Annotated in this window: 22 protein-coding genes and 1 pseudogene; 9 read left to right on the top strand and 14 right to left on the bottom strand. The window is 58.9% G+C overall.

All coding sequences use genetic code 11. From position 1 onward, the window contains the following. The first annotated feature begins 7 nt into the window (after positions 1–7). Both ACFR9U_RS14790 and ACFR9U_RS14785 read left to right on the top strand, forming a co-directional pair. Positions 8–214 carry a DUF4177 domain-containing protein gene (locus tag ACFR9U_RS14790; RefSeq protein ID WP_247381555.1) on the top strand — a complete coding sequence of 69 codons (207 nt, stop codon included), beginning with the start codon at positions 8–10 and terminating at the stop codon, positions 212–214. Continuing rightward, a complete protein-coding gene (locus tag ACFR9U_RS14785) occupies positions 211–1,227 on the top strand; it encodes a DUF7972 family membrane protein (RefSeq protein WP_247381557.1) in 1,017 nt (338 codons plus the stop codon). The genes ACFR9U_RS14790 and ACFR9U_RS14785 overlap by 4 nt, the downstream gene beginning before the upstream one ends. Before the next feature lie 72 nt (positions 1,228–1,299). Here the strand turns inward: ACFR9U_RS14785 and ACFR9U_RS14780 are convergent, their stop codons facing one another. Beyond that, entirely contained in the window at positions 1,300–2,295 is a 996-nt protein-coding gene (locus ACFR9U_RS14780) for a DUF7972 family membrane protein (protein WP_247381559.1), read from the bottom strand. After that, entirely contained in the window at positions 2,288–2,473 is a 186-nt protein-coding gene (locus ACFR9U_RS14775) for a DUF4177 domain-containing protein (RefSeq protein WP_247381561.1), read from the bottom strand. Before ACFR9U_RS14775 ends, ACFR9U_RS14780 begins: the two co-directional genes overlap by 8 nt. 128 nt (positions 2,474–2,601) lie before the next feature. On the opposite strand from ACFR9U_RS14775, the gene ACFR9U_RS14770 reads away from it, so the two are divergent. Continuing rightward, entirely contained in the window at positions 2,602–3,693 is a 1,092-nt protein-coding gene (locus ACFR9U_RS14770) for an AI-2E family transporter (RefSeq protein WP_247381563.1), read from the top strand. A gap of 259 nt (positions 3,694–3,952) precedes the next feature. Here ACFR9U_RS14770 and ACFR9U_RS21390 read toward each other — a convergent pair whose 3' ends face one another. Next, positions 3,953–4,183, bottom strand: coding sequence for a DUF8106 domain-containing protein (locus ACFR9U_RS21390; RefSeq protein WP_465262021.1), 231 nt, complete (start codon positions 4,181–4,183; stop codon positions 3,953–3,955). A gap of 288 nt (positions 4,184–4,471) precedes the next feature. On the opposite strand from ACFR9U_RS21390, the gene ACFR9U_RS14765 reads away from it, so the two are divergent. After that, positions 4,472–6,280 carry an SLC13 family permease gene (locus ACFR9U_RS14765; protein WP_247381720.1) on the top strand — a complete coding sequence of 603 codons (1,809 nt, stop codon included), beginning with the start codon at positions 4,472–4,474 and terminating at the stop codon, positions 6,278–6,280. Positions 6,281–6,362: 82 nt separating this feature from the next. Here ACFR9U_RS14765 and ACFR9U_RS14760 read toward each other — a convergent pair whose 3' ends face one another. Then, entirely contained in the window at positions 6,363–6,605 is a 243-nt protein-coding gene (locus ACFR9U_RS14760; protein WP_247381565.1) for a hypothetical protein, read from the bottom strand. 267 nt (positions 6,606–6,872) lie between these two features. Then, positions 6,873–8,081, bottom strand: coding sequence for a CBS domain-containing protein (locus ACFR9U_RS14755; protein ID WP_247381567.1), 1,209 nt, complete (start codon positions 8,079–8,081; stop codon positions 6,873–6,875). A gap of 614 nt (positions 8,082–8,695) precedes the next feature. Between ACFR9U_RS14755 and ACFR9U_RS14750 the strand changes: the two genes are divergently transcribed. Both ACFR9U_RS14750 and ACFR9U_RS14745 read left to right on the top strand, forming a co-directional pair. Then, a complete protein-coding gene (locus ACFR9U_RS14750) occupies positions 8,696–9,505 on the top strand; it encodes a formate/nitrite transporter family protein (RefSeq protein WP_247381570.1) in 810 nt (269 codons plus the stop codon). A 910-nt stretch (positions 9,506–10,415) separates the two neighbouring features. Then, positions 10,416–10,685, top strand: coding sequence for a HalOD1 output domain-containing protein (locus tag ACFR9U_RS14745; protein ID WP_247381572.1), 270 nt, complete (start codon positions 10,416–10,418; stop codon positions 10,683–10,685). Between the two features lie 161 nt (positions 10,686–10,846). Here the strand turns inward: ACFR9U_RS14745 and ACFR9U_RS14740 are convergent, their stop codons facing one another. From ACFR9U_RS14740 to ACFR9U_RS14710, 7 genes are all read right to left on the bottom strand, one after another. Then, complete coding sequence (locus tag ACFR9U_RS14740) at positions 10,847–11,179, bottom strand: DUF5789 family protein (RefSeq protein WP_247381573.1); 333 nt, start codon at positions 11,177–11,179, stop codon at positions 10,847–10,849. 44 nt (positions 11,180–11,223) lie between these two features. Beyond that, on the bottom strand, positions 11,224–11,427 hold the full coding sequence (locus tag ACFR9U_RS14735) for a hypothetical protein (protein ID WP_247381576.1): 204 nt from the start codon (positions 11,425–11,427) through the stop codon (positions 11,224–11,226). A 186-nt stretch (positions 11,428–11,613) separates the two neighbouring features. Beyond that, entirely contained in the window at positions 11,614–12,084 is a 471-nt protein-coding gene (locus ACFR9U_RS14730) for a hypothetical protein (protein WP_247381579.1), read from the bottom strand. Between the two features lie 425 nt (positions 12,085–12,509). After that, on the bottom strand, positions 12,510–13,262 hold the full coding sequence (locus ACFR9U_RS14725) for a mechanosensitive ion channel family protein (RefSeq protein WP_247381582.1): 753 nt from the start codon (positions 13,260–13,262) through the stop codon (positions 12,510–12,512). A 53-nt stretch (positions 13,263–13,315) separates the two neighbouring features. Further along, positions 13,316–14,311 carry a hypothetical protein gene (locus ACFR9U_RS14720; RefSeq protein ID WP_247381584.1) on the bottom strand — a complete coding sequence of 332 codons (996 nt, stop codon included), beginning with the start codon at positions 14,309–14,311 and terminating at the stop codon, positions 13,316–13,318. 1,288 nt (positions 14,312–15,599) lie between these two features. Then, the gene (locus ACFR9U_RS14715; protein WP_247381586.1) at positions 15,600–15,893 is read right to left on the bottom strand and encodes a PadR family transcriptional regulator; all 294 of its coding nucleotides are present in this window, start codon (positions 15,891–15,893) and stop codon (positions 15,600–15,602) included. Between the two features lie 354 nt (positions 15,894–16,247). Further along, positions 16,248–17,201 carry an ImmA/IrrE family metallo-endopeptidase gene (locus tag ACFR9U_RS14710; protein ID WP_247381588.1) on the bottom strand — a complete coding sequence of 318 codons (954 nt, stop codon included), beginning with the start codon at positions 17,199–17,201 and terminating at the stop codon, positions 16,248–16,250. A 101-nt stretch (positions 17,202–17,302) separates the two neighbouring features. Here ACFR9U_RS14710 and ACFR9U_RS14705 point away from each other — a divergent pair. Beyond that, a pseudogene (locus ACFR9U_RS14705) lies at positions 17,303–17,401 on the top strand (PadR family transcriptional regulator); the annotation flags it as partial. 31 nt (positions 17,402–17,432) lie between these two features. On the opposite strand, the gene ACFR9U_RS14700 reads toward ACFR9U_RS14705, so the two are convergent. Then, entirely contained in the window at positions 17,433–17,705 is a 273-nt protein-coding gene (locus ACFR9U_RS14700; RefSeq protein ID WP_247381590.1) for a hypothetical protein, read from the bottom strand. Between the two features lie 96 nt (positions 17,706–17,801). Continuing rightward, positions 17,802–18,650, bottom strand: coding sequence for a hypothetical protein (locus ACFR9U_RS14695; protein ID WP_379814635.1), 849 nt, complete (start codon positions 18,648–18,650; stop codon positions 17,802–17,804). A gap of 392 nt (positions 18,651–19,042) precedes the next feature. Here ACFR9U_RS14695 and ACFR9U_RS14690 point away from each other — a divergent pair, with 392 nt between their 5' ends. Beyond that, on the top strand, positions 19,043–19,408 hold the full coding sequence (locus ACFR9U_RS14690; protein ID WP_379814633.1) for a hypothetical protein: 366 nt from the start codon (positions 19,043–19,045) through the stop codon (positions 19,406–19,408). A gap of 58 nt (positions 19,409–19,466) precedes the next feature. Then, entirely contained in the window at positions 19,467–21,017 is a 1,551-nt protein-coding gene (locus ACFR9U_RS14685; RefSeq protein ID WP_247381597.1) for a hypothetical protein, read from the top strand. The last annotated feature ends 5 nt before the right edge of the window (positions 21,018–21,022 follow it).

Below are 21,022 nucleotides of genomic sequence, written 5' to 3'. Positions count from 1 at the left end.
AGGAGTGATGCCCGAATCAGAGGCGACCCGCTGGGAGTACGAGACGCTTCGCCCGCCTCGCGATGAAACGAGAAAGGAAGCAGACGACCCGAAAGCAGAGCTGAACCGACTCGGTTCGGACGGCTGGGAACTCGTGGAGACCATCGAGTACGAGGGCGGCGGCACCAAGTATCTCGTTTTCAAACGCCCTGCCCATTCGAGTGATGGTGCATGACGGACGAACCAGACATCAGCACGGCAAATACGATGCGCGAGCGCGCTGGTGAAAGCCGGGTAAAACTCTGGCTACTGTTGCGCTCAAGCCGCCTTCTCGTCGCCAGCGTCCTGACAGTTGCCGTGTTCGCTACGTTCGTGATCGCCGTCGCCACGCTCGATCCGCCGTTCGTGCGGCAACTCGAATCCGGAGACATGATCGATACGATGTTCTCGACGATGATCACTGTCATCGTTACGGGGACGACGGTCGTCGTCACGATCGGCCAACTCGTCCTCTCACAGGAGAATGGTCCCCTCGGCGATCAGCGCGAGCGGATGGCGAGTTCGATGGACTTCCGTGACTACACAGAGGAACTCATCGGCGCACCGAGTCCCGTAGAACCAGCTGCGTTCCTCAGTGATATCGTCGACGTCACCGCGCAGCGAACCACGACACTTCGAGAAGCTATCGACGAGAACGATAACGGGGATCTTCGAACAGAGGTTGACGAGTTTGCCGAGAGCGTCACAGGGAACGCCAATGCGGTGCAAGACCAGCTCGACGGCGCGAAATTTGGTTCGTTCGACGTGTTGTTTGCCGCATTGAACTTCAACTACGCGTGGAAGATCTTCCAGGTCGAGCGGTTCGCGAACGAGTACGAGGACAGTCTTGGTGAGACCGAGCACGACCTACTTGACGATCTGAAAACGGCGCTATCGCTGTTCGGGCCGGCGCGAGAGCACATCAAGACGCTGTACTTCCAATGGGCGCTCATCAATCTATCACAGATTATTCTCTATGCGGCGATTCCAGCACTGGCCATTGCGGGGATTATGGTCGCAATCGTGGACGCGGGAACGTTCCCGGGGAGTACGTTCGGCATCGAGCACATCGTCCTGATCGTCGGTGGTGCGTTTGCAGTGACGCTCGTTCCGTTCATGCTGTTCGTCTCCTACATCCTTCGGATCGTCACCGTGGCGAAACGGACGCTCGCCATCGAACCGTTAATCCTGCGCGACTCACAGCGCTAGGGATCAAGGTCTGCCCGACGAGCGTCGCTCGCTCCGTTCGTGCCACCCCTCCGATGGGACACAGGAGTCCGGTCAGCTGAGAACGAGCGGCCCCATCGAGAGGGTTTGCTTCGCGATCGTGGCGAGTCGCAGGATGTAGGAGGTAAACAGCAGAAACGGCAGTGTCGAGACGGCGAAGGCGGCGCTGACGACCCAGAGAATGCGCTCGATTCCGAGGAAGGTTCCGGGAAACGTCGTCGGGTCGACGAAGACGACCATGCCACCGGCGACGGTGAGTGCGATCACTGCTGCGTACAGGATGGCTCGCGAGAGTTTCACCAGCGCCCACTGGATATAGAGGTCCTTGATGTACTCGCGGACGGGCCCGTACATCGTGAGCGCCTCCAGGAGGTCTCTGAATGCGTCCCGCTCTTCGTCCGTCAGGTCGGCCTCGTGCTCCATCCCGAGCCGGCGCAAGTCGTGCATCTTCCGGTCGTAGTTGTAATCGAGTGACGGTGATATCACGTCGAACGTCCCGAAATCAGCTCCTTCGAGGTGGTCGCGAGCGTGGTCGGCGTTCTCCAACAGGTCATCGACGTACTCGTCTACCTTCTCTTGGAGGTCCTGGTGTCCGGAGTCGGCGAGTGTGTCTCGGAGTGTCCTCGCTCGTTGTTCGCTCGTTTCGACGAGCGCGAGGAGGTACGCCGCAGGGTCGGCTGGCGTGACCGTACCGAGGAGGTCGTCGGTGTTCTGGCGGAAATCCATCGTCGTATCCATCCGACTCCGCTGGCTTCCGAGCGAACCGATTTCCTGGGAGAGCACGAGCTGATTGATCGTCACGACGAGCGTCGTCCCCGTGATGATCGCCCCGACGAGGCCGGCGAACACCGTCTCGACCATGTCGCCGGACTGCATGGTCGAGTGAAGTGGCACCGGCTTCATCACGCCCCAGAGCATGAATACGAGAAATATCAGGCAGGCGATACCACCGGCGACAGCCCACCGATTGGCTCCGAGCAGTATCCAGAAATAGTACTTGTTCACGTCCGTCCGCGCACGCAGCGTGTTGTCCGTCGAGAGATCACTCATGAGGGACAGGCCGTTTGAACACGAGGAGCTTCGTGCCGCCACCGTCGTAGCTGATCGTCTCCGTCAGTTCCCACCCGTCCGCGCCGAGGCGGTTGAGTTCGTCCGTCGGATCGACCGTTTCTCGTTTGGTCAATCCCTTTGGCGGTTCGAGCGTCTTGTACTCCCATTGCTGGGACATACTCAGTACCCATGTGAACAGTTGGCCCCCACGATGATGAGACTGCTGGCGGGGACGCCCGCTCGCAGTTAGTGAAACAGGTCCGGTGCCACCGCCGGACTCAATGAGCTAGCGGTCGATACAAGCCTATGGGACAGTTCGACCGACTCGAGTTCGGCCAAGCTGTCTGGATGCTTCTCGGGATCGCGATCGGGAGTGTGATCGTGGTCGGGTTGACGACCTACATCGGCGCGTTTCTCTTTGCTGTCTTTCTCTACTTCGCCACGCGGCCGCTGTACCACCGATTGAATGCTGCTCTCGACCATCCGAACCTCGCGGTGACACTCACGGTGCTGGTGGTCGTCTTGCCCATGTTACTCGTCGCCGGTTACGCGGTCATCATCGCGCTCCAAGAGTTGAACCAGTTCCTCGCGACGCATCCCCTCGACGGCATTCGGGCGTACCTGCAACCGTACCTCGGCCTCGTGCGTGAGCGGCAGTTCCAGCGGCTCTGGGAATTGCTCGTGACGAACCCCGAACAGCCGCTCCCCCCGGCGGCCAGACGGGTTATCCGACGCGTCCTCGGGCGAGTGAGCACGATCGCTGGGCTCGTCTTCGCCGTGCTCACACAGCTATTTCTGGTGAGTATCTTCCTTTTTTATTTCCTCCGCGACGACTACAAGGTACGCGACTGGTTTTTCGAGAGCGTCGACCACGACAAACGGGTCGTCGAGTTCGTTGCAAAGGTCAGCAACGACCTCGAGACAGTTTTCTTCGGGAACCTCGCTATCATCGCGGTATCGGGGGGTATCGCTGTCCTCACGTACTACACGCTGAACTTCGTCGCTCCTGGTGGCACAGTCGTCTCGATCCCCGTCCTCCTCGGTTTGCTGACCGGAATCGCGACGCTCATCCCGCTTGTCGGCATGAAGATCGTGTATATCCCCTACACCGCGCTCCTCCTCGGGACGACTGCGACGACAGAAACGCCGCTCTGGCATCCGCTCGTCTTCTTTCTCGTCACGCTGGTCATCGTCGATACGATCCCGGATTTCTTCATCCGGTCGTGGCTGGCTGCACGGAGCGGCGTCCACATGGGGCTCGTGCTCCTCGGGTACGCCCTGGGCACCCTGGCGTTTGGCTGGTCAGGACTGTTTCTCGGACCGATTGTTGTGGTGCTCACGGTCCATTTCGGCCACTCGATATTCCCACGACTCGTCAGCAATCTCTCGGCTGACTGACCAACCTCAGGTTACAGCTGGGAGCCGGTGCCGCGACGCTGACAGAGACTACCGCCCGGAGACGATTCCCAAAATAGATGAATCCTGATTGCTGATTACATGCTCGCAGTTTAGCTCAATACTTTTGGTAGATATAGGTAGGATTCAGTAATCCCGCAAGACACAGGGCGCAAATTCAGCGATCCAGTCCAAAGTGAATGAGGAAGATCGGACTGCTCAGTGGGTGGACAGTACTGCGCACAGAAAGACATCCGACATCTCAGTCACCAGGACAGCAGAACTGGTTTCTCGTGATCTGTGCGGCCGAATTGATGTTGGTTCGACGGGAAGTGATTTTTGTCCCGCACTCAGGGCACGTGTAATCGACATGGTCGCCGTGCGCTTGGACTCTCCAGTCCCCCTCAATGGGGCTTTCATGAGCGCAGTTGAGGCAGTAAAGCGTCGCCTTTCGAGACGGCTTAGACTCGCGTTTTTGTTGATAAGATGTCATCAACAACCTTACGGTCTTCACACGGATAACGGTGGGGACATCTGCCTCAGCGAATATCTAGTATCAGCAAGCGAAACCGATAGCCGATCACGTCAGACTGCAAAATCAGAGACAATGAAACTATAGTACTAGACACTCTTTGAATCGCACAAAGCGAGTCTACCAGGGCACAGAGAAGACGGTGACAATACCAGTTCTTTTCCGTTGTTAGCGTCTTTTTTCGGTATGTCTTTCTCGTTGAATCTTCTGGCAGTTCAGGGTCTGGCCTCAACACCGGTAACGGCCGAGATGCTCGTCGTCTTCGCCCTCATTCTCCTCGCACTCGTTCTCTTTGCGACCGAGCGGTTTCCGATCGACGTCACCGCCATCCTGATTATGGTGCTGTTGATGGTACTCGAACCGTGGACGCAGATCTCTCCACGGGAGGGGATCTCGGGGTTCGCGAACCCGGCGACGATCACGGTACTGGCGATGCTCATCCTGAGTACGGGGATCAATCGAACCGGCCTCGTCCAGTTGATCGGCCGGAAGATGGCCGAGTTCGCCGGGACCGACCGGCGCAAGCAGCTCGCCGCGACGGTCGGGGTCACTGGCCCAGTCTCAGGATTCATTAATAACACGCCGGTCGTCGCGATTTTGGTCCCCGTGATCGCCGACCTCGCACACGAGGGGAACACCTCTCCCTCGAAGCTCCTGATGCCGCTGTCGTTCGCGTCGATGCTCGGGGGGACGCTCACGCTCATCGGAACGTCGACAAACATCCTCGCGAGCGATATCGCGGCCCAACTCGGCGCGGAGACACCCGGCCTCGCGCTGGACGCGTTCGGGATGTTCGAGTTCACCAAACTCGGCGTCATCGTCTTCGCCGTCGGTGCGCTCTATCTCATGACGATCGGCGTTCGCCTCCTTCCCGAACGGATTCCGGCTGACGAGGACCTCGTCGAGGAGTACGCCCTCCAGGAGTACCTCGCTGACGTGGTGGTCCCGGCGAACTCGCCACTGGTCGGCCAGACTGTCGGAGAGGCGCTCGGCGACGACGACCTCGATATCGACGTATTACAGCTGATCCGCTACGGTGAGCGGTTCGACGAACCGCTCGCTCGCAAGGAGATCCACGAAAACGACACGCTCCGGCTCAGGACGAACCGAGAGACGCTCGAGTACATCATGGACGCGGAAGGACTTACACTGTCGGGCGGGCCGCCAACCGAGGACGACCTGCATCCGGAGGAGGACGAACCCGTGCTCGTCGAAGTCGTCGTTCCGTCGGGATCGTTCCTCGTCGGCGAAACCCTGGCGAGTTCGACCTTCCGACAGCGGTACGACGCGCACGTTCTGGCCTTTCGCACCCGTGGTGACGTCGTCCGGGATCGCTTCGAGGACATCCGTATTCGCGTCGGCGACACGCTCCTCGTGCAGGCACCGCCCGATAGCCTCACCCGACTCGTCGAGAACGAGGATTTCATCGTCGCCCACGAGTTCGACGAGGTGTCCTACCGGAGCGAGAAGATCCCGTTCGCTGTCGGCATCATCGGCGGCGTGGTCGCATTACCGGCACTGAACGTCCTCCCGATCGTCGTCTCGGCACTTGCCGGCGTCGTGGCGATGATCTTCACCGGCGTCCTCAAGCCGACCGAACTGTATTCGTCCGTCGAGTGGAACGTGATCTTCCTCCTCGCAGGCGTCATCCCGCTTGGGATCGCACTACAGCAGACGGGCGCTGCGGCGCTGCTCGGCGATGCCGTCGCTGCGACGGCGGTATTTCTGCCGCCGATCGGCGTCCTGTGGGTGTTCTATCTCGCGACCGGGCTGTTGACGAGTGTCATCAGCAACAACGCGAGCGTCGTGTTGATGATCCCGGTGGCTGCCAACGCTGCCCAGTCGATCGGGGCGAACGCGTTCGCGTTCGTCCTGGCGGTCACGTTCGCCGCCTCGACGGCGTTCATGACGCCCGTCGGCTACCAGACGAATCTCTTCGTCTACGGGCCTGGCGGCTACCGGTTCTCTGATTTCATTCGCGTCGGCGCTCCGCTACAGTTCCTTCTCTCGATCGTTACCGTCCTCGGGATCGCGTTCTTCTGGGGCGTCCGCGTGTGAGACGAACGGTTCTGCGCGAGTTGAGCTACCCACCGCGAAAGCGGTGTGAGTCAGCGAGGGAATCCCGCCGTCGACAGCGCGCTCAATACCACTCGCTACTGTCGCTCAGACTCGTCATCGGCGTAGCACCGGCAACGATGGTACCTGTTGCCAGTAGCGCGGCCGACAGCACAACGAAGTCGCCACTCGGTGCGTAGCCGGCCAGTCCAGCACCAACCTGCACGATGAACACCGTCACAAAGAAACTGAGAATAGCAAACGCCAGCATGATGAGTGCCGCGATGATACAACTCGCTAATGTCCCAAATGATTCAAGAAATCCCATCTAGTAAGTAACCTCCCTTGAGGAAAGGAGGATACTATGGATATCACTTGGATTCTGTCTACTTCGTAGAATAAGATTATCTGGTCACGACACTGGATGCAGTCATCGGGTGATTTACCACAAATCGTGTGGAATAAAATGAACTCCCGTGCTGAAACGGCTCTTCTGTCTTCAGCATGGGGTTCCTACCAGTCACTGATGTTTCGACGGAGCACACATTTCCAGCGGATAGGGAAGCTATCGGGAGGTGGGCTGGACGTCGTCTAGTCACCCACCGATCCACCAGCCGTAGAGCTGTTCCTGCTCCTCCGTGTCGGGGTGCTTCTTCGATTGGCCGTAGGTCTTCCCCTTGAGAAGCTGGCGTTCAACTGCGTTCGCTGCGAGCCGGAGGGCGTGGGATGCACCGTAGCCTTCCCCGTCGGCCGTGAAATAGCCGCGGTCGGTGACCAGTCGAATTCGAGCCAGCACCAGCGGCACGCCCCGACTTTGTTCTTTGTGCTCCTGCAGTTCGATGCTGGCCTTGATTACGCTCATGTCTCCGTACTTCGAGGTCATGTCCTCGATGAGCGCGGAGACGTCGTCGTAGGTCATCCCCTCTAGCAGGTCGGGCCCGAACACCTGCACGGCGTTCTGGTCGTCGCGCTCCCAGGTGAGCGCCTCGATGACGTCCGTTTTCGTGATGATACCGACCGGCTCATCGGTGTCGTCGGCCGTGACGACGAGAGAGGAGATCTCCCGGTCGAACATCGTCTCGACGACCTCGTCGAGCGGGGCGCTCCGTTCGACCGTCGCGGCCGCGTCGGACATCAGGTTCCGTACCGGAAGATCGAGCATCCGGTCAGCATCGCCCTCGCGCGCGCCGAACCCACCGCGGTTCTGTCCACCACCGCCTCGGCCACCGAACCCGCTCGACGACCCACCCTGGCTCTTGTTGCCGCCTCGCGTCGTGAACTCGATGACGTCGTACAGGCTCAACATTCCCGCGAGGTCCTCGCCGTCGACGACCGGGAGATGGGCGATACCGGCTTCTCGAAGCATATTGAGTGCTTTCCCGATCGTGGTGTCAGGAGTCGCACTGATCAACTCTTCCGTGTAGGCGTCGTCGACGGTCACCGCGTCGAGAAACGGACGCACAGCTTCGAGGACGGAATCGCCGGTCACCACACCGACGACGCGGTCGTCATCGAGCACGGGGAGCGTTTTGGCGTCGCTCCCGATCATGAGCCGTGCAACCTCGCGGACGTCCTCAGTGCGGTCGACAGTCGGGACGTGCTGTACCTGTGAGCCGACCTTCGCAGACGGCTGGTTAGACGAGGACGCCAGCTGTCGGCGACTGACGACGCCGCGATACTCGTCGCCGTCCGTTACGACGACGGCATCGAGTTCCTGATTCTCGAACGACCCTGCGACCTTCGAGAGCGGTGTGCCGATGTCGAACTCCGTGAACTTTGTCGAAAGAACCTCTGAGATGTCCATATGGTACCCTGTACAAGGAGGGGCGCTGGACGGTTATGCTTGTTCCCCTCGAACCTGGAAGCAGCGGTATGCTGAGTACTGCCGGGGTATAAGGCGCGTTTCTGTGACAGACTCGCTATGAATTGAGAGTCCCATTCTCACTGCGTCACAACCTCGGAGGATTGATGGGTATCTATGTTACGCCCGAATTGTGTGAAAATATATTGTCGCTACCAGAAGTGACCTCCTCCACGGCCTGACGGCCGTGGCATCCGGCTACCGGATGATCGGCCTGCGGAAACAGACCGTACCGGTTCCAACCCACACTCAGAGGGAACCGGCAGCATACCGGCGAAACTCTCGTTTTCTCCCTCGCTCTAGGGCTGTGGCCCGGTCACGCAGGTCGTTCGAAAATCGGAGATTTCTGGGGACGATGCTGAAACCCAGCAGGGGGTATGCGTCTTGAAACCAACAGGCCGCAACGCTGGGCCTGAAATCCCGTGGTAGGATTCCTCCGTGTCGCCGGCCTACGGCCGGCTGCCTGAGGGATCTTTGATCCCTCTCTGTTCACGCGGAGGAGGAGGTCAATCGCTTCGGTCACTATGCTTTTGCAGCGACGGACTCAGTGGAAGTGTGTGAAAGAATCAGGACCGGAAAGCAAGGACTCGGTTGATCCAACGCGAGTTACAGAGGTCCTCGATTCGTTGATTGAAAGCGGGTTCCACGAAATCAACCGCGAGACGAACGGATTGTTACTTTCTGGATTGTCTGCTGGTCTGGATATTGGGTTTGGTCCAGTATTGATGGCGGTGATACTCACCCTCTCACCGGGTGGGTATGGTGATCTCGGGACGGAGTTGCTACTTGCGAGTGTCTACTCTATCGGATTCATGTTTGTCATCTTGGGACGATTAGAACTGTTCACCGAACATACGACCGTGGCCGTGATGCCGGTCCTCGACGGACGAGCGTCACTCGCGGAACTCGGCCGTCTCTGGGGCTTGGTCTACGTCAGTAATATCGTCGGCGGTGCAGTGTTCGTCGCACTCATCGTTACGCAGCTGCCCGATCTGGGTGTCGCCTCGCCGGAAGCCTTCGAAACTATCGGTCTCTCACTCGTTACCCACGGTTTCACATGGCTATTCGTCGCTGGCGTGCTTGCGGGGTGGCTGATGGGACTGCTCGCGTGGCTGGTTACCGCTGCCCAGGAGACGACAAGCCGTCTCATTATCATCTTTATTGTCACTGGTGTTATCGCGATCCTCCACCTCCCCCATTCGATTGCCGGTAACGTCGAGGTGCTATTCGGCGTTTTTCTGTCGCCCCAGATATCAGTGATTGACTATGTATCGTTCCTCACGTTAGCCACGATGGGAAACGCGGTTGGCGGGGTTGTGTTCGTTGCCCTATTGAAGTACGGCCACGTTGTCCGGGGCGGGGAGTAGTGGCAAGTGGCCATGCTGAGCTATCGCATAGATGACGGGTATCGGATAGCGTGCTGAATTCCGGAAAACACCGAGTGCGGCACAGCTCGCCCCCCGCATCGAAGATTAGTTGAATCCACGCTACTGACTGATTGACACAAGGTACTTGCGGAGGTCTTTTACCGCGTTTGTGACCCGTCGCCGGCGACGCGAGTTGACATCGACTTCTATGCTGTGACTCTCGATCCATTCCCGCATTTTGCCACGACCGGCTTTCCGCTCGATGCCGACCTGTCGGAGGTGTTTGATCGGGTGTCGCAGCCAACTGTACTCCGTGTGGGCGAAAACGTCGATATAATCCGGCGAGTGGGCGATGAGGATGACGTGAATCTGTCTGTCAGCCAGCAAAGACTGTCGATACGTCCAGCTACCATTTGGTTCCGATCCAACTGCCGGCTGGTGATACCACGCTAGCGGGTCTCACTCGAATCCGTGTTTCTGGAGTGTCCCCGTGAACTCATCCAGCGGCTGCTGGACGGTGCCGACGTATTCGGTATCACGGAGACGGTACTCGGGCTCTCCGAGAGTTCGCCCAAGTCGGGTAATCAAGGGACCGAGCCGCGTTCTCACGCGGTAGGGAACATTGGGTTCGAGAGTCTAAACGATGGACTGCATTTGGTGGCCATTGGGCATCAAGCACCTCGAATGTATTGCAGACCCGGCAAAATGTAAGTAAGTGAGCGACATCCTCCACCGTGTTCTGAGCGGAATCACGCCGTGTTGAGTACAGGTTGAGTAGTCAACGTTAGTGGATGAACCGACCGTTTTCCAGATCTTCCTTTTGGAAGTCGCCTAAAAATAAGGTTAATAATGTGAAATCCCGTCAAATAATAGCAATAGCGGATTTTGCGTTGACTGTCCCACTAGCAGTATGGAAGAAACACAAGAGCTCTACTACGAGCCAGACGAGGACGAGACACTAAGCCTAGCAGTCGTCTCGGCGATTGCAGAGGCTCACGACGAGGATATAATCGACCAGAAATGGTGCATCAGTGAAGATATTAATACAGACGCCCTTGACGGGCTTTTTCAGGAACAGAATCTCAATATGGTCCTCCAGTTTGAGGCTGATACGACGACTGTAACAATTGTTGCCAACAAAAGAGGGAACCCGATTATCACAATCGAGTCACACCGCTAAGTACGCGCCCTGTATGCAGCATGGTCGCCAAACCTACTCGGGTTCTAGTAGCAACAACGTGCGGGATACAGGGAGTGGATTCAGCAGAGAGGTAACCACAGACGGAGTTTATCTCAGCGCGGGCGGTCCAATTTGCGAGCTGTGTATATCGGACCGTTGTGCTATCGCCCTATGAGCCCCAGTATCCGTCTGTGAGCGTCCTCAGCTGAGTCATATGTTTCGTCATTAGCTGAAGCGAGTACGTCCTCCAGGGAGTTCTTGCCGTCCTGAGTTTCGAGTTCATAATCGCCATAGGCCTCAACCAACTCATTTGTCGTGGCTGGATAGTCGTGCGATTTGAGCGCTTCGTCAAGATCACCAAGCCCCTCACCGGAGTTGACGCGCATCGGCTCTTCTTCATCGGCGCGGGTACGTGCTTCCTCTTGCATCCGCTCTCGCTGGCGACGTTTTTGATCATCCGCCTGCTCATCTCGGCCCTGTTCATCATCTGCCATATGCCACTGTAGGGGATTCAGGCGGATAACAGTAGGGCTGCCTGTCAGAGATGTGGGTCGAACTTCCCCTCCCGACTGACCCAGATCTCGAAGCCACTCCCCAAGACCAGGAAAACGACCCAGTCGCCAACGAACCCGGTCCCGGCGGCCCTGGCGCTGTTGCCGGTCTTCGGTTCCCACTGCTGGGTGTAGACCTCTTGGATCGAGAGGTCCTCCTGAGTCGCCAATGGCTCGAGAGCACGACCCATGTAGTTCGCGCCCGGTATTCGGTGGATTTAGCTACGGTTCGGGTTTCATCCCGAATCACCTTCCTAGAGCTTCTTGACCCACCAACGCCCGCCAATCCACCGCCCGGCTCACTACCGTCCGCCACTCCACCCTCCGTCTCACCCACGCCCACCTTACTACCGCCCGCGTTCCTCCGTTACCTCGCTCTACTCCTCGCGCTCGCCAAAGGGTTCCTCGTTCCGGTCGGAGGCGTCGCGGGTCCGCTGGAGGTAGTTCTGGAGTGTCTCGTGGACGGCCCGGCCGAGGTCATGTAATTCGCCGTTGATGGCCGAGACCGAACTCGAATCGAGCGAGTCGGTCACGTCGCGCTCGCGCCAGTCCTCAGGCACCGTCGGGGCGTCGAAGCGGAGGTGGTCGTCCGTTGGATCACGGTAGAAGTCGAAGGCCTGGAATAGGTCGAGGTCGTCGACGACTCGGACCTCCTCCTCGTCGAGATCCGTGTACTCCGCCCACTCCTCGAACCCCTCACGCCACGCGCCTTCCTGGAGGAGGTTCTCGAGATCCTCGCGGTAGAAGTCCTCGGATCCGAGGGTCTCCGATTCTTCCCAGTCGAAACCGCTCGGTCGCCCCCGGTTCGAGAGATCGGGTGGCTCTGGGATGGATACGTCGAGTGCCATACCGATAGTAGAGCGGGCACGACAATAAAGGCCCGTAGCGATTCCACGAGAAGGGAATCCGGGTGAAGTGGTAATCGACAGGTCGCTCCCCGACACGCTCTGCGGACACACCCTCCCGAGCACCGCTCCCAGTCCAGGGACGAACAGTCAAGGTGACTTGCCTGGCTGGCCAACGGACTCCCAATGCACGATTTGCGTTTCTATGTAGCAGACGCTGAAACGAAGTCCCAGGCTATCGTCAGAACAGGCGGTGCCGACTTAGAGCATCTATTCAGCAGAATCCAGTGTTCGTTTCGGGAGAGAAAGCGTGAGCCGAGTCGTTACAACGAGCAGGCATCCAGCCGGGCATGAGAAGTGATCAGCTCCAGGATCGACCTCCGTGACACAGACTTCGATCGGACGAAACCGAGAGGCGACACGCAGAGTCAGCGGTGCTCGGAGTCATGGAGGGGCGCCTCGGGCATTTCGATCCCTTCGCTGGCGAAGGCGGCCATCGAGCGCTCCGTCACGTCCGAGGCGAACGCAAACTCGTCGCGCAGGTCGGCCACATACGCCTTGCCGCGAATCGTCCGATAGTAGGTCTCGTCCTCGACAAAGACCACGAACGGGTGGTCGTCGTCGACGAAGACGTACTTCGAGGTCACCATGGCCTCCTTGACGATCACGCTCGCTCGCTCGACGTCCGCAGAGGCGGTGACCGCGAGTTCGACGACAACCATCATCTCCGGGTCGCCGTCGTTGGCGTTCGAGACGTTCTCGGTGAACATCGTTGCGTTCGGGATACTGACGATGCTGTCGTCGGGCGTCCGCAGTTTCGTCGCGCGGAGGTCGATATCGGTTACCTCGCCGTAGTCGCCGCCGATGGTGACCTTGTCGCCGATCTCGTACGGACGCTCGGAGACGAGCACCAGCCCACCGATTATCCCCCCGAAGAGGTCCTTGAGGCCGAGCCCCAGCGCCGCCCCGAACAGTCCCGATACTGCGAGCAACTGTGAGGGCGATAGTTGGAGCAACGGTCCCAGAATCAGATACGTCGCGGTTCCGTAAATGAGGACCCGCGCGATCGGATTGAAGATCTTGATGCTGAGCCGCCGGCGGGGAACGCGCTCGGCGACCAGCGTGAACAGGTACCCGACCACCCGAGTGGCCAGGTACGCGGCGACGAGCACACCCACCATTCTGGTGATCGTCCCCTGGACTGACCCCAGGTCTATCAGCGCCTGGAGCGCGGTCACATTATCTTCCCCCGTTCGATCGCCGGCGCGGCGGCCGGCACTGCCGCCGGTACCAGTTCCACGATATCGTCCTCGACCGTGACGAGACCGTCGCGCGCGAGGCGCCTGAGGACCCGGTCGAGTCCGTCGACGATTCCCGTGAGCTGTTCCCGGTCGACCCGCTCTTTCGCGAGCACGATCCGCAGACAGAACGCCTCCTCGCGGTCCATGTCCCGGCCGGAGGTGGGAACGGCGATGTCGCTCGGGCGCACCTCCGACCCGTGACGGGTCTCCAAGATGGCCGTGGCGACACCGAGGTTCCCGTTCGAGACCGCAGCAAGCCGGCCGAACGTGACGTCCTTTGGATCCAGATTTCCATCCGAAAACAGGGACTTGACTGCACCTGGACTCAGCGTAGGGACCGGCACCGATACCGACCAGTCCCGCCAGCCAATTTCGTGGCGCGTCGTGACGACCATGCCGCTCCGCTCGGAGTCGTCTGCGACGAACGTCGGCATCTCGTCGTACCGATCGAGCACGAGTTCCGCGATCCGGTCTGCGGAAAGGGGGTGGATCTCGACGGTGACGGGAAACTCCCGGTCGAGGTCCTGCATCGACTCGAGGTACGCCCACGCGTACCGGTTCCAGCCGGTCACCACAGTCGCGTCGACGCCCACCAGCTCGTCGAGAAACGCAGACAGCTCCTCGAAGCCGCCGATACGACGCTCGTACAGGTGGTGGCAGTCCTCTATCACGACTGGTCCCCGGTTGATCCGCGGCCGGATTCGGTCGACCCCGTCGCCCGGGTCAAGGCTAACCCGGGTTGCGTCCAGCTCTCGCACAGCACGGTCGAGGACGGACCTGCGTCCGGAGAAGGGATCGCCCACGACGGCAACCGGCCCGCCCTCCTCGCCCGAGAGGGCCGCCTCGAACGCCTCGTGGTCGGCACCGAGGAGCGTGGAGACATCGACGTCCGGCCACCGTTGTCCCCGTTCGACGGTACTATCCTTCATAGTATCCTCCCCTCAACGTCAAGCTGGTTGATGATACCGGATTCGGATCAATCCCCTCAGACGGTCTTCAGCACCCTCTCAATTCGTCTGGCTCGCGACTCAACACGGCTGTGAGACGATTATCCGAGTCACTGATTATTTGTCCTCCCGGCCCATCCACGGACTGTAGCGCTACCGCCGCTGAATACGCGCTGTGCATCTTGCAGGGTCACTGAAAACTCTCCACTTTCTGTCAGACGTGTCGTGCTGAATTCAGAGGATATAGTCAGCAGTCGGCCATCGTCGGTTTCACACCGATTCGGATGAATCAGCCGGTCAGTAGAACTGCCTACTGACCGTTGAGAAATCTAACAGCTTTCGTATGCTATCACAAAGGCGTTCAAGATATAAAACGCACACCTGGTGCGAGAACCTTTCCCGTTACTGAGTCTCGTGTATGGATAGATAGCAATGGGACCACTACTGCGGACAGAGAGAACACTTCGACGCTATCGTCGGATACAGCCCGATAAGTTGCCAGTCATTTCTGATCTGTTAACTAGATGGTCTCACTCTCTGGAGATCGAATCCACATGGTTTTGAGGTCCTCATCGGTCGCGTCTTTTGAATAAAAAAACGCAGATCGCTCATCCGTAGGTGATTGTTGATACTGCTGAGCGGTCGCTATAGAGTCGAACAAGACAAGCGCACCGCGTCAGCGGTGCCCGACACGAATGATTCCGCTAGATGTGTTCGGGTCGGGGTCGCTCGCAGCGGACCTGTTGCAGCAGGTTCGCTGGCGTGACGGTGTAACGTCGTATAACTTACTTGGCTCGCGTCCATCGTACTGATACACTGCTAATGAGTCCCTGCGAACTATCTGAGCATGAGCCAGAGAGTCCAGCGTCACGGCCACCGATCCACTGTGACGACTGTGCAGCAGCACTGGAATCGCAGGGGTGGGAGACAGTCAGCTACCTGCTCTTCGATCACCTGACAGTCCCGGTTATCGGGTGTGATGACCACCTTGACCAGTTTGCCGAACAATGTGGCTACACCACAGAGGATACCCCACGCATCATCCCACACCGACCAGCGGGCGGCATCGTCTGTCCAGGGTGTCGGCTTGCGCCACACAACCCACCACACCCAGTGCTGTCAGTCGGCGACGGCGTCGTCATCGTGCCAGCCTGTCCCCGCCACCAGTCAGCTATCGTCGACCGCTTCTATACAGGTGGGGACCTGCAACACCAGTTGACAAGCAGCCTCGATATAGCCTAGCCGGTCGTGCCGTCGACGGCTATCTGTCTCAGGCTGGCTGGACGGGGACGTCTTGGCAATACTGTTGTTCCCACTCACGACGATTTTCGAGCTCACGAGTTCCGCGGTCAGTAAGTTTGTAGATGTTGGTCCGCCGATCTTGCTTGCCCTTGTTGACCAGTCCCTTCTCGACCAACTCGTCGAGGTTTGGGTACAGACGGCCGTGGTGAATTTCGTCCTCGTAGTAGGACTCCAATTCGTCTTTGATGGCGAGGCCATGCGGATCGTCAAGGCCAGCGACGAGGTACAGGATATCGCGCTGGAAACCAGTCAGGTCGAACATGCGATACACTGAATCGATTCGTGTCCCTCATCAGTATGAGCTGATTACCGACGCCGAGAGTCCGTGACTGGCCTGTGACGCTGTCCTGCACTCGGTCAAACGGCCGTGGGTCTGGCTCTGATTGGATGCATCCAAGAAGAGTCCCCACTAGAACAATCGTCCGACACCACGACTAATAGCCGATGGAGACTCAAAATCCCTCCGCAGCCAGAGCAGTTCAAGGTTTGTACTGACTGAATCAGACGACCTCGATTCTCGGTGTGCGACGTGCTGCATACGCGCCGTGTATACAGCAGGATGGTCTTGTAGTTTTTCAGGGGTGAATTCAATTACTCAACTGCTGTCTATCTCCCCTCACTCATCGACAGCAGTGATCACTTCCTCGGCAGTCCGGGAAATTCGAGCGAGCCGATCATGGATCGTCTCGGGTGCATCCCCATCCCAGGCAGCCAGGTAGAACCTGGAGTTGTCCGCATCGAGGCCGAAATACCGACAGACGATGTAGGCGATAGCTTCGGCTTCAACTTCCAGTTTTGCTTCGTCTTCGTCGGCATCCGGCTCGAAGTGGAGGATCGCGTGTGCGAACTCGTGAATGAGCGTTCGTGCCAGGTCGGCACTGTTGTCCCGGTCAACCACTTCGATCACTGGACGGGTGGTGGTCGGACTCCGCCGTTCGCAGACCCCGTTGGCGTTCCCGTGTGTCCAGTCAGATGGGTCGACGATCTCGATATCGAATCCGAGCGCCTCGCCGGCGTCGAGCAACGCGTCGACGAGACCATCAGTTTCACCGTGAGTATCTGTGTTTAGCTTGGGCAGTGGCTCACCCTCGGTCTGGGAGATATCGAACACCGACGTCGGCTTGAACCCGACGAGCCCTTCGGACCACTCTTCGGGCTCAGTCTCGTCGTAGTCACAGTCGCTTCCTTCGTGATACGACGGCGAGTTTTCGCATTCGGGACAGCGGTTCGTGATGATCGGTGCCCAGATCCAGATCGCCGACTCGCCCTTCTTGACGGAGCGATCGAACTCGTTTTTCCAGGTCCAGAACCCAGCGACCTTCGTGGCCTCGGGGCACTGCAGCTTGATGAGCAATGTGTTCCGGTGGGAGTAGTCGTGGAACTTGCTCTGGACGTCCAGCCACTCCTGAAACTGGTCGCTCGCGAGTGCCTCGTCGGCGAGATCTGCGAGGTCTTCGACCCAGGCGTCCAGCTGCTCACGCATCTCATCGGCACGCTCGTCAGTATCGTCGAAGGACGTCGTCTGCTGGTGAGCCAGTTCGTCAGTCGTGTCGGTGTTTCTCGTCGACATTGGTAGTCCGCGGAACGCTCACTCTGGAACGCTCCCGCACCCGCAGCGGGGAGAATAAACTCTGCCTGGCGTGCTCTCAAAGCAGTAGTCGACAGCTACACGGTCCGATCGACAACCGAACGACCAGTCAACCGATCACCGGACGGGGTCGCCGCGAACTCGAAGCCCGCCGTGAGTGGGAACAGCAGTACGTCAACGATGGTAAGCTTGGGAAGACATTGACGGCGTCGGTCAGCTATCGCTGTCGTCTGCTGCTTGCCAGCCCCGGTGAAAGTACACCAGAGCACGATCGTCCTCGAACTTCGTTCCTGTTGGGGTGTGGATTAACAGCTGTCCTTCTGGTTGCACGTCGACGATGTGCTGCTCACGGAGGGCACGTACGATCTGTGCGGCCCGCTGCTCGTCGATGGAGAGTACACCCTGCCGTCGACGGTCCCGGTCTTGAGCTAGCTGACGGCGCTCAAATCGTTCGTGGTCGTTCAATGTATCATCGTAGTAGTCCATGCCTGCACCCCACTTGGGGAGAACAAACCGCTGGCTCCCGCTAGGGTTATATGTAATGATGTTGCCGCATTAATAACGATTAGTCCTGTTACGTGGCTAGTTCGGAACGACTGCAGCAAGTCGATCTGAATGATAGTCGACTCGATAGCGGCTGTGTGAGTTTCTGAGTCGGTAGGTCCGAACCGTCGCTACGCATTCGAGTGTGTCGCCCGGGTTTTCCCAGGTAAACTCGTAGCCGGCGATGATAGCGTCGTTGACGCGTTCACCAACCTGGTGAGTTGGCCCGTCCCATTCGACAGAGATCTCTCCAGTGCTGTTCGGTGGTTGAACCATTCGCTCTTGGGCGACTGGAACCGATGCTGGATCGAGTGCGATTCGACCGAGCGTCGCAAGGTCCTCGGCGCTGATCTTCCAGTTGGCACCACCGCCGTGGAAGATATGCATGGTCCGATTACGGATCTGGTCATACTCGGCTTCGAGGATTTCGACACCTTCTGCCTCGGTAAGCAACTCAACGAAGTGGCTGGCGCCGGCCAGAACCAGGGAGTTTTCTTCTTCGATCTCGATTGCTTGGCCAGCTGGCGTGATCGTGCTGGTTCGTCGTTGGTTCTCGTCAGATGGACGGTCGACGGGGAAGCAGCTGCACAACAGCGTCCCCTCTGGGCCCGAGAGAATCCAGGGCTGGCGACCACATGGGATCACAGAATAATCCGATGCATCGTAGCGGCCACCGCCGGTCAACGCACGGAACGCTTTTTCGAGACTCTGGCCGTCGATACCGTAGCCGTACTGCTCAGCCCGTCCGTCGACGTAGGAGACGTACGTCCCAATCTCGCTGAACTGGTCAAAGGTGTCCGGAATCCGCCATACCTCACCGTCGCCGTGGTCGTCGACGTAGGCTGCGACGTTCCCATCGGTGACCCATCGAACCTGCTGAGGACTCACTGGCCCAGCGCCGGTCCTGATCGGTGCGGTCGGTCGGCGGGTGGTGAGCCCCCATTCCTCATCTCCGCTTTCCCATCCGACAGTGTCGCGGTCTGGAACCGAAGTGAGTCGAGAGCACCGGGCGACGGCAACTGCTGAGGGATCAAGGTCGCTGTCGGTCTCGCTGAATTTCGCGAGTGTCGATCGCTTGCTGGTCATTGGACTGCTCCACTCTTCTCGAGGGAAACAAACTCGCTCTCACTCACCTCACGTGAGGCCACTCAACGACATGAACTAATTTTGAGCCACCAAATCGGGGAGAAACTACACTTTGACTGGAGAAATCTGACTTAAAACACAGTGTATAGCCGCGGTGAAAATTAACTAGGCAATTGGATTGAAATAAATACACGATGACAGTCTTGGCTTTGCCATCGATGCTGGGGGAGACAGTTGTCCTACAGTCAGGTGCGGATCAGGCGGGGACAGCAGTCTGTGAGACCGGATTCGGTGAGCTGATCGTGATCGGACTGGGGCTCATCACGATCTTTCTGGTCTTGCTTGCGGTCTACCGGGGGACGCTCGCCTTCAATAAGTATGGCAGCCCGCGGACGGAAAAGAAGCGCGAGGGCCAGGAACAGTTGAAGGGGGCTGGAATCACGCTGGTGGGGGCCTTCATGCCGGGAGTGTTTGCAGCGATCCTCGATCAGGTGGGCCTCGTTACGCTCTCGTGTGTGGACCTCTCGAACGTCCTGGTCCTCGCGCCCGTCATGTTCTGACGGGTGCTGTCCACGGAGCAGTAGCTCCAGAGATGACTTTGCGGAATATCAGTAATTGATGGACAACAATCGTCTGGTGGCTGCATTGCTGGCACTGGTAGTACTGTGTACGACAGTGCCTGGCGTCGCAGTGGCACAGAACGAGAGCGCTGACGGGAGAAGTGATGGCGTACTTAGCTCCATCCTTGACACCCTCGGGGGCATACAGAGCGGTATCTCGGATTTGCCCCAGAATATCTATGATAAATTACCACCAGCTATCACAGATCCGATCGCGACGGGCCATGAGGTGCTGAGTGGGATACTATCGTCGGCTGCCTCGGGATTCGTCGGTCTGTTCGGCGACACCGTTGAGTTGGCGACGTATGTGCCGGCTCCTGGTGACCCGACTGATCCGTCGACGTGGGTCCCCGTCGACAGCAGTGGGAACGCGAAAAACACGCTCTGGGGTGACGTGTACGAGGCGACGCAGATCAATATCGCCCTCGCCGTCATCATGCTGGCGTTCTCCGGGGCGCTCAACTTCCGGTATAGCAACGCCGTGCGACGTCGCCAGGCGTGGAAGACTTGGGGCCTGTCGTTCTCGATGGTCTTTCTCACGTGGTTCATCGCCCCCTTCGGGTTACACGTCGCCAGTACGTTGTCGGACGGGTTAGCGCCCGGTGCCAACGAGTTCCTCGATGTCTTCTCTGGTGGCTTCACCGACTTCGCCAAGTTCGGCTACGGCCTGTTCATCAACGCCGTTATCGTCGTGTTGTTCCCTGCAATCGGCTTCATTGGGTTGCTCGTGATCACGGTGCAGGTGTTCCTGCTGCTACTGGTGATTTACCTCTGGCCGCTCGGGTGGGCCGCAGTCTCGTTCAAAGAGGGGTATCTGCACAGTGTGGGACAGTTCGTCGTCAACCTGTACGGCGGGCTGCTCGTGTTGAACGTGGCTCAGGGGCTCATCCTTCGGTTGTTACTCTCAGTCGACTTCACGCAGGCGTCAGTCCAGGGCACGGTCATGTCGCTGCTGATGATTCCCGGCGGGGTGCTGTTCGCGACGGTTCTGCTCCCGTATGCGATGCTCAAACAGATCACGATGGGTGCCGGGGTCGACCTGGGGATGCGTGACCTGGGCCACAAGGCCGAGTACGCCGGCCGGCACTACAGAAACGCCGAACGGCGGTACGAGAAGCGAAAGGAGCAGGTGAAAAAGACGGGTCGCGATGTCGCGGCGACGCTGTCGGCGGTTAGCTCACGATTCCGGTCCGATGACGATGATCCGGACCCGGAAGGAGGTAGCGGGGGTGGCGGTGGGGTAGTCGCTCGACTCCCCCGAGGCCGCGCGACAGGGCCACCGGCCGAACGGGGGACGGCTGCAAACCCCATTGCGCTCCCGCGAAACAACCGGCTGCCCAGAGGAAGACTGACCGGAGATGACAGCGGTGCCGACGGGCGCGGTGGTGGTGACGATGGCGATGAGACTCCCGCTCAGAGCGGCCGTGCCAGCCGGCCCTACGACGAGCACGGGAATCGATCGCCCTCTCAGCGAATGAGTAGAGAGCGTCGCCGCCGAGAGCAGATTCGCCGTGACCAGATTCTCGACCGCGATGGCCGACGGAGGTAATCACT

The organism is Halorientalis brevis (assembly GCF_042678165.1).
Lineage (GTDB): Archaea > Halobacteriota > Halobacteria > Halobacteriales > Haloarculaceae > Halorientalis > Halorientalis brevis.
Note: the sequence above shows the minus strand (reverse complement) of the source record. Positions and strands in the feature narration are given on the sequence as shown.

Bases quoted from the DNA above. Each gene is read 5' to 3' on its own strand.
- ACFR9U_RS14775 (WP_247381561.1), bottom strand. From the start codon at position 2,473: ATGTCCCAGCAATGGGAGTACAAGACGCTCGAACCGCCAAAGGGATTG.
- ACFR9U_RS14730 (WP_247381579.1), bottom strand. From the start codon at position 12,084: ATGGCACTCGACGTATCCATCCCAGAGCCACCCGATCTCTCGAACCGG.
- ACFR9U_RS14690 (WP_379814633.1), top strand. From the start codon at position 19,043: ATGACAGTCTTGGCTTTGCCATCGATGCTGGGGGAGACAGTTGTCCTA.
- ACFR9U_RS14780 (WP_247381559.1), bottom strand. From the start codon at position 2,295: ATGAGTGATCTCTCGACGGACAACACGCTGCGTGCGCGGACGGACGTG.
- ACFR9U_RS14745 (WP_247381572.1), top strand. From the start codon at position 10,416: ATGGAAGAAACACAAGAGCTCTACTACGAGCCAGACGAGGACGAGACA.
- ACFR9U_RS14755 (WP_247381567.1), bottom strand. From the start codon at position 8,081: ATGGACATCTCAGAGGTTCTTTCGACAAAGTTCACGGAGTTCGACATC.
- ACFR9U_RS14770 (WP_247381563.1), top strand. From the start codon at position 2,602: ATGGGACAGTTCGACCGACTCGAGTTCGGCCAAGCTGTCTGGATGCTT.
- ACFR9U_RS14785 (WP_247381557.1), top strand. From the start codon at position 211: ATGACGGACGAACCAGACATCAGCACGGCAAATACGATGCGCGAGCGC.
- ACFR9U_RS14685 (WP_247381597.1), top strand. From the start codon at position 19,467: ATGGACAACAATCGTCTGGTGGCTGCATTGCTGGCACTGGTAGTACTG.
- ACFR9U_RS14735 (WP_247381576.1), bottom strand. From the start codon at position 11,427: ATGGGTCGTGCTCTCGAGCCATTGGCGACTCAGGAGGACCTCTCGATC.
- ACFR9U_RS14725 (WP_247381582.1), bottom strand. From the start codon at position 13,262: ATGGTGGGTGTGCTCGTCGCCGCGTACCTGGCCACTCGGGTGGTCGGG.
- ACFR9U_RS14740 (WP_247381573.1), bottom strand. From the start codon at position 11,179: ATGGCAGATGATGAACAGGGCCGAGATGAGCAGGCGGATGATCAAAAA.
- ACFR9U_RS14720 (WP_247381584.1), bottom strand. From the start codon at position 14,311: ATGAAGGATAGTACCGTCGAACGGGGACAACGGTGGCCGGACGTCGAT.
- ACFR9U_RS14715 (WP_247381586.1), bottom strand. From the start codon at position 15,893: ATGTTCGACCTGACTGGTTTCCAGCGCGATATCCTGTACCTCGTCGCT.
- ACFR9U_RS14760 (WP_247381565.1), bottom strand. From the start codon at position 6,605: ATGGGATTTCTTGAATCATTTGGGACATTAGCGAGTTGTATCATCGCG.
- ACFR9U_RS14765 (WP_247381720.1), top strand. From the start codon at position 4,472: ATGCTCGTCGTCTTCGCCCTCATTCTCCTCGCACTCGTTCTCTTTGCG.
- ACFR9U_RS14700 (WP_247381590.1), bottom strand. From the start codon at position 17,705: ATGGACTACTACGATGATACATTGAACGACCACGAACGATTTGAGCGC.
- ACFR9U_RS14790 (WP_247381555.1), top strand. From the start codon at position 8: ATGCCCGAATCAGAGGCGACCCGCTGGGAGTACGAGACGCTTCGCCCG.
- ACFR9U_RS21390 (WP_465262021.1), bottom strand. From the start codon at position 4,183: ATGACATCTTATCAACAAAAACGCGAGTCTAAGCCGTCTCGAAAGGCG.
- ACFR9U_RS14710 (WP_247381588.1), bottom strand. From the start codon at position 17,201: ATGTCGACGAGAAACACCGACACGACTGACGAACTGGCTCACCAGCAG.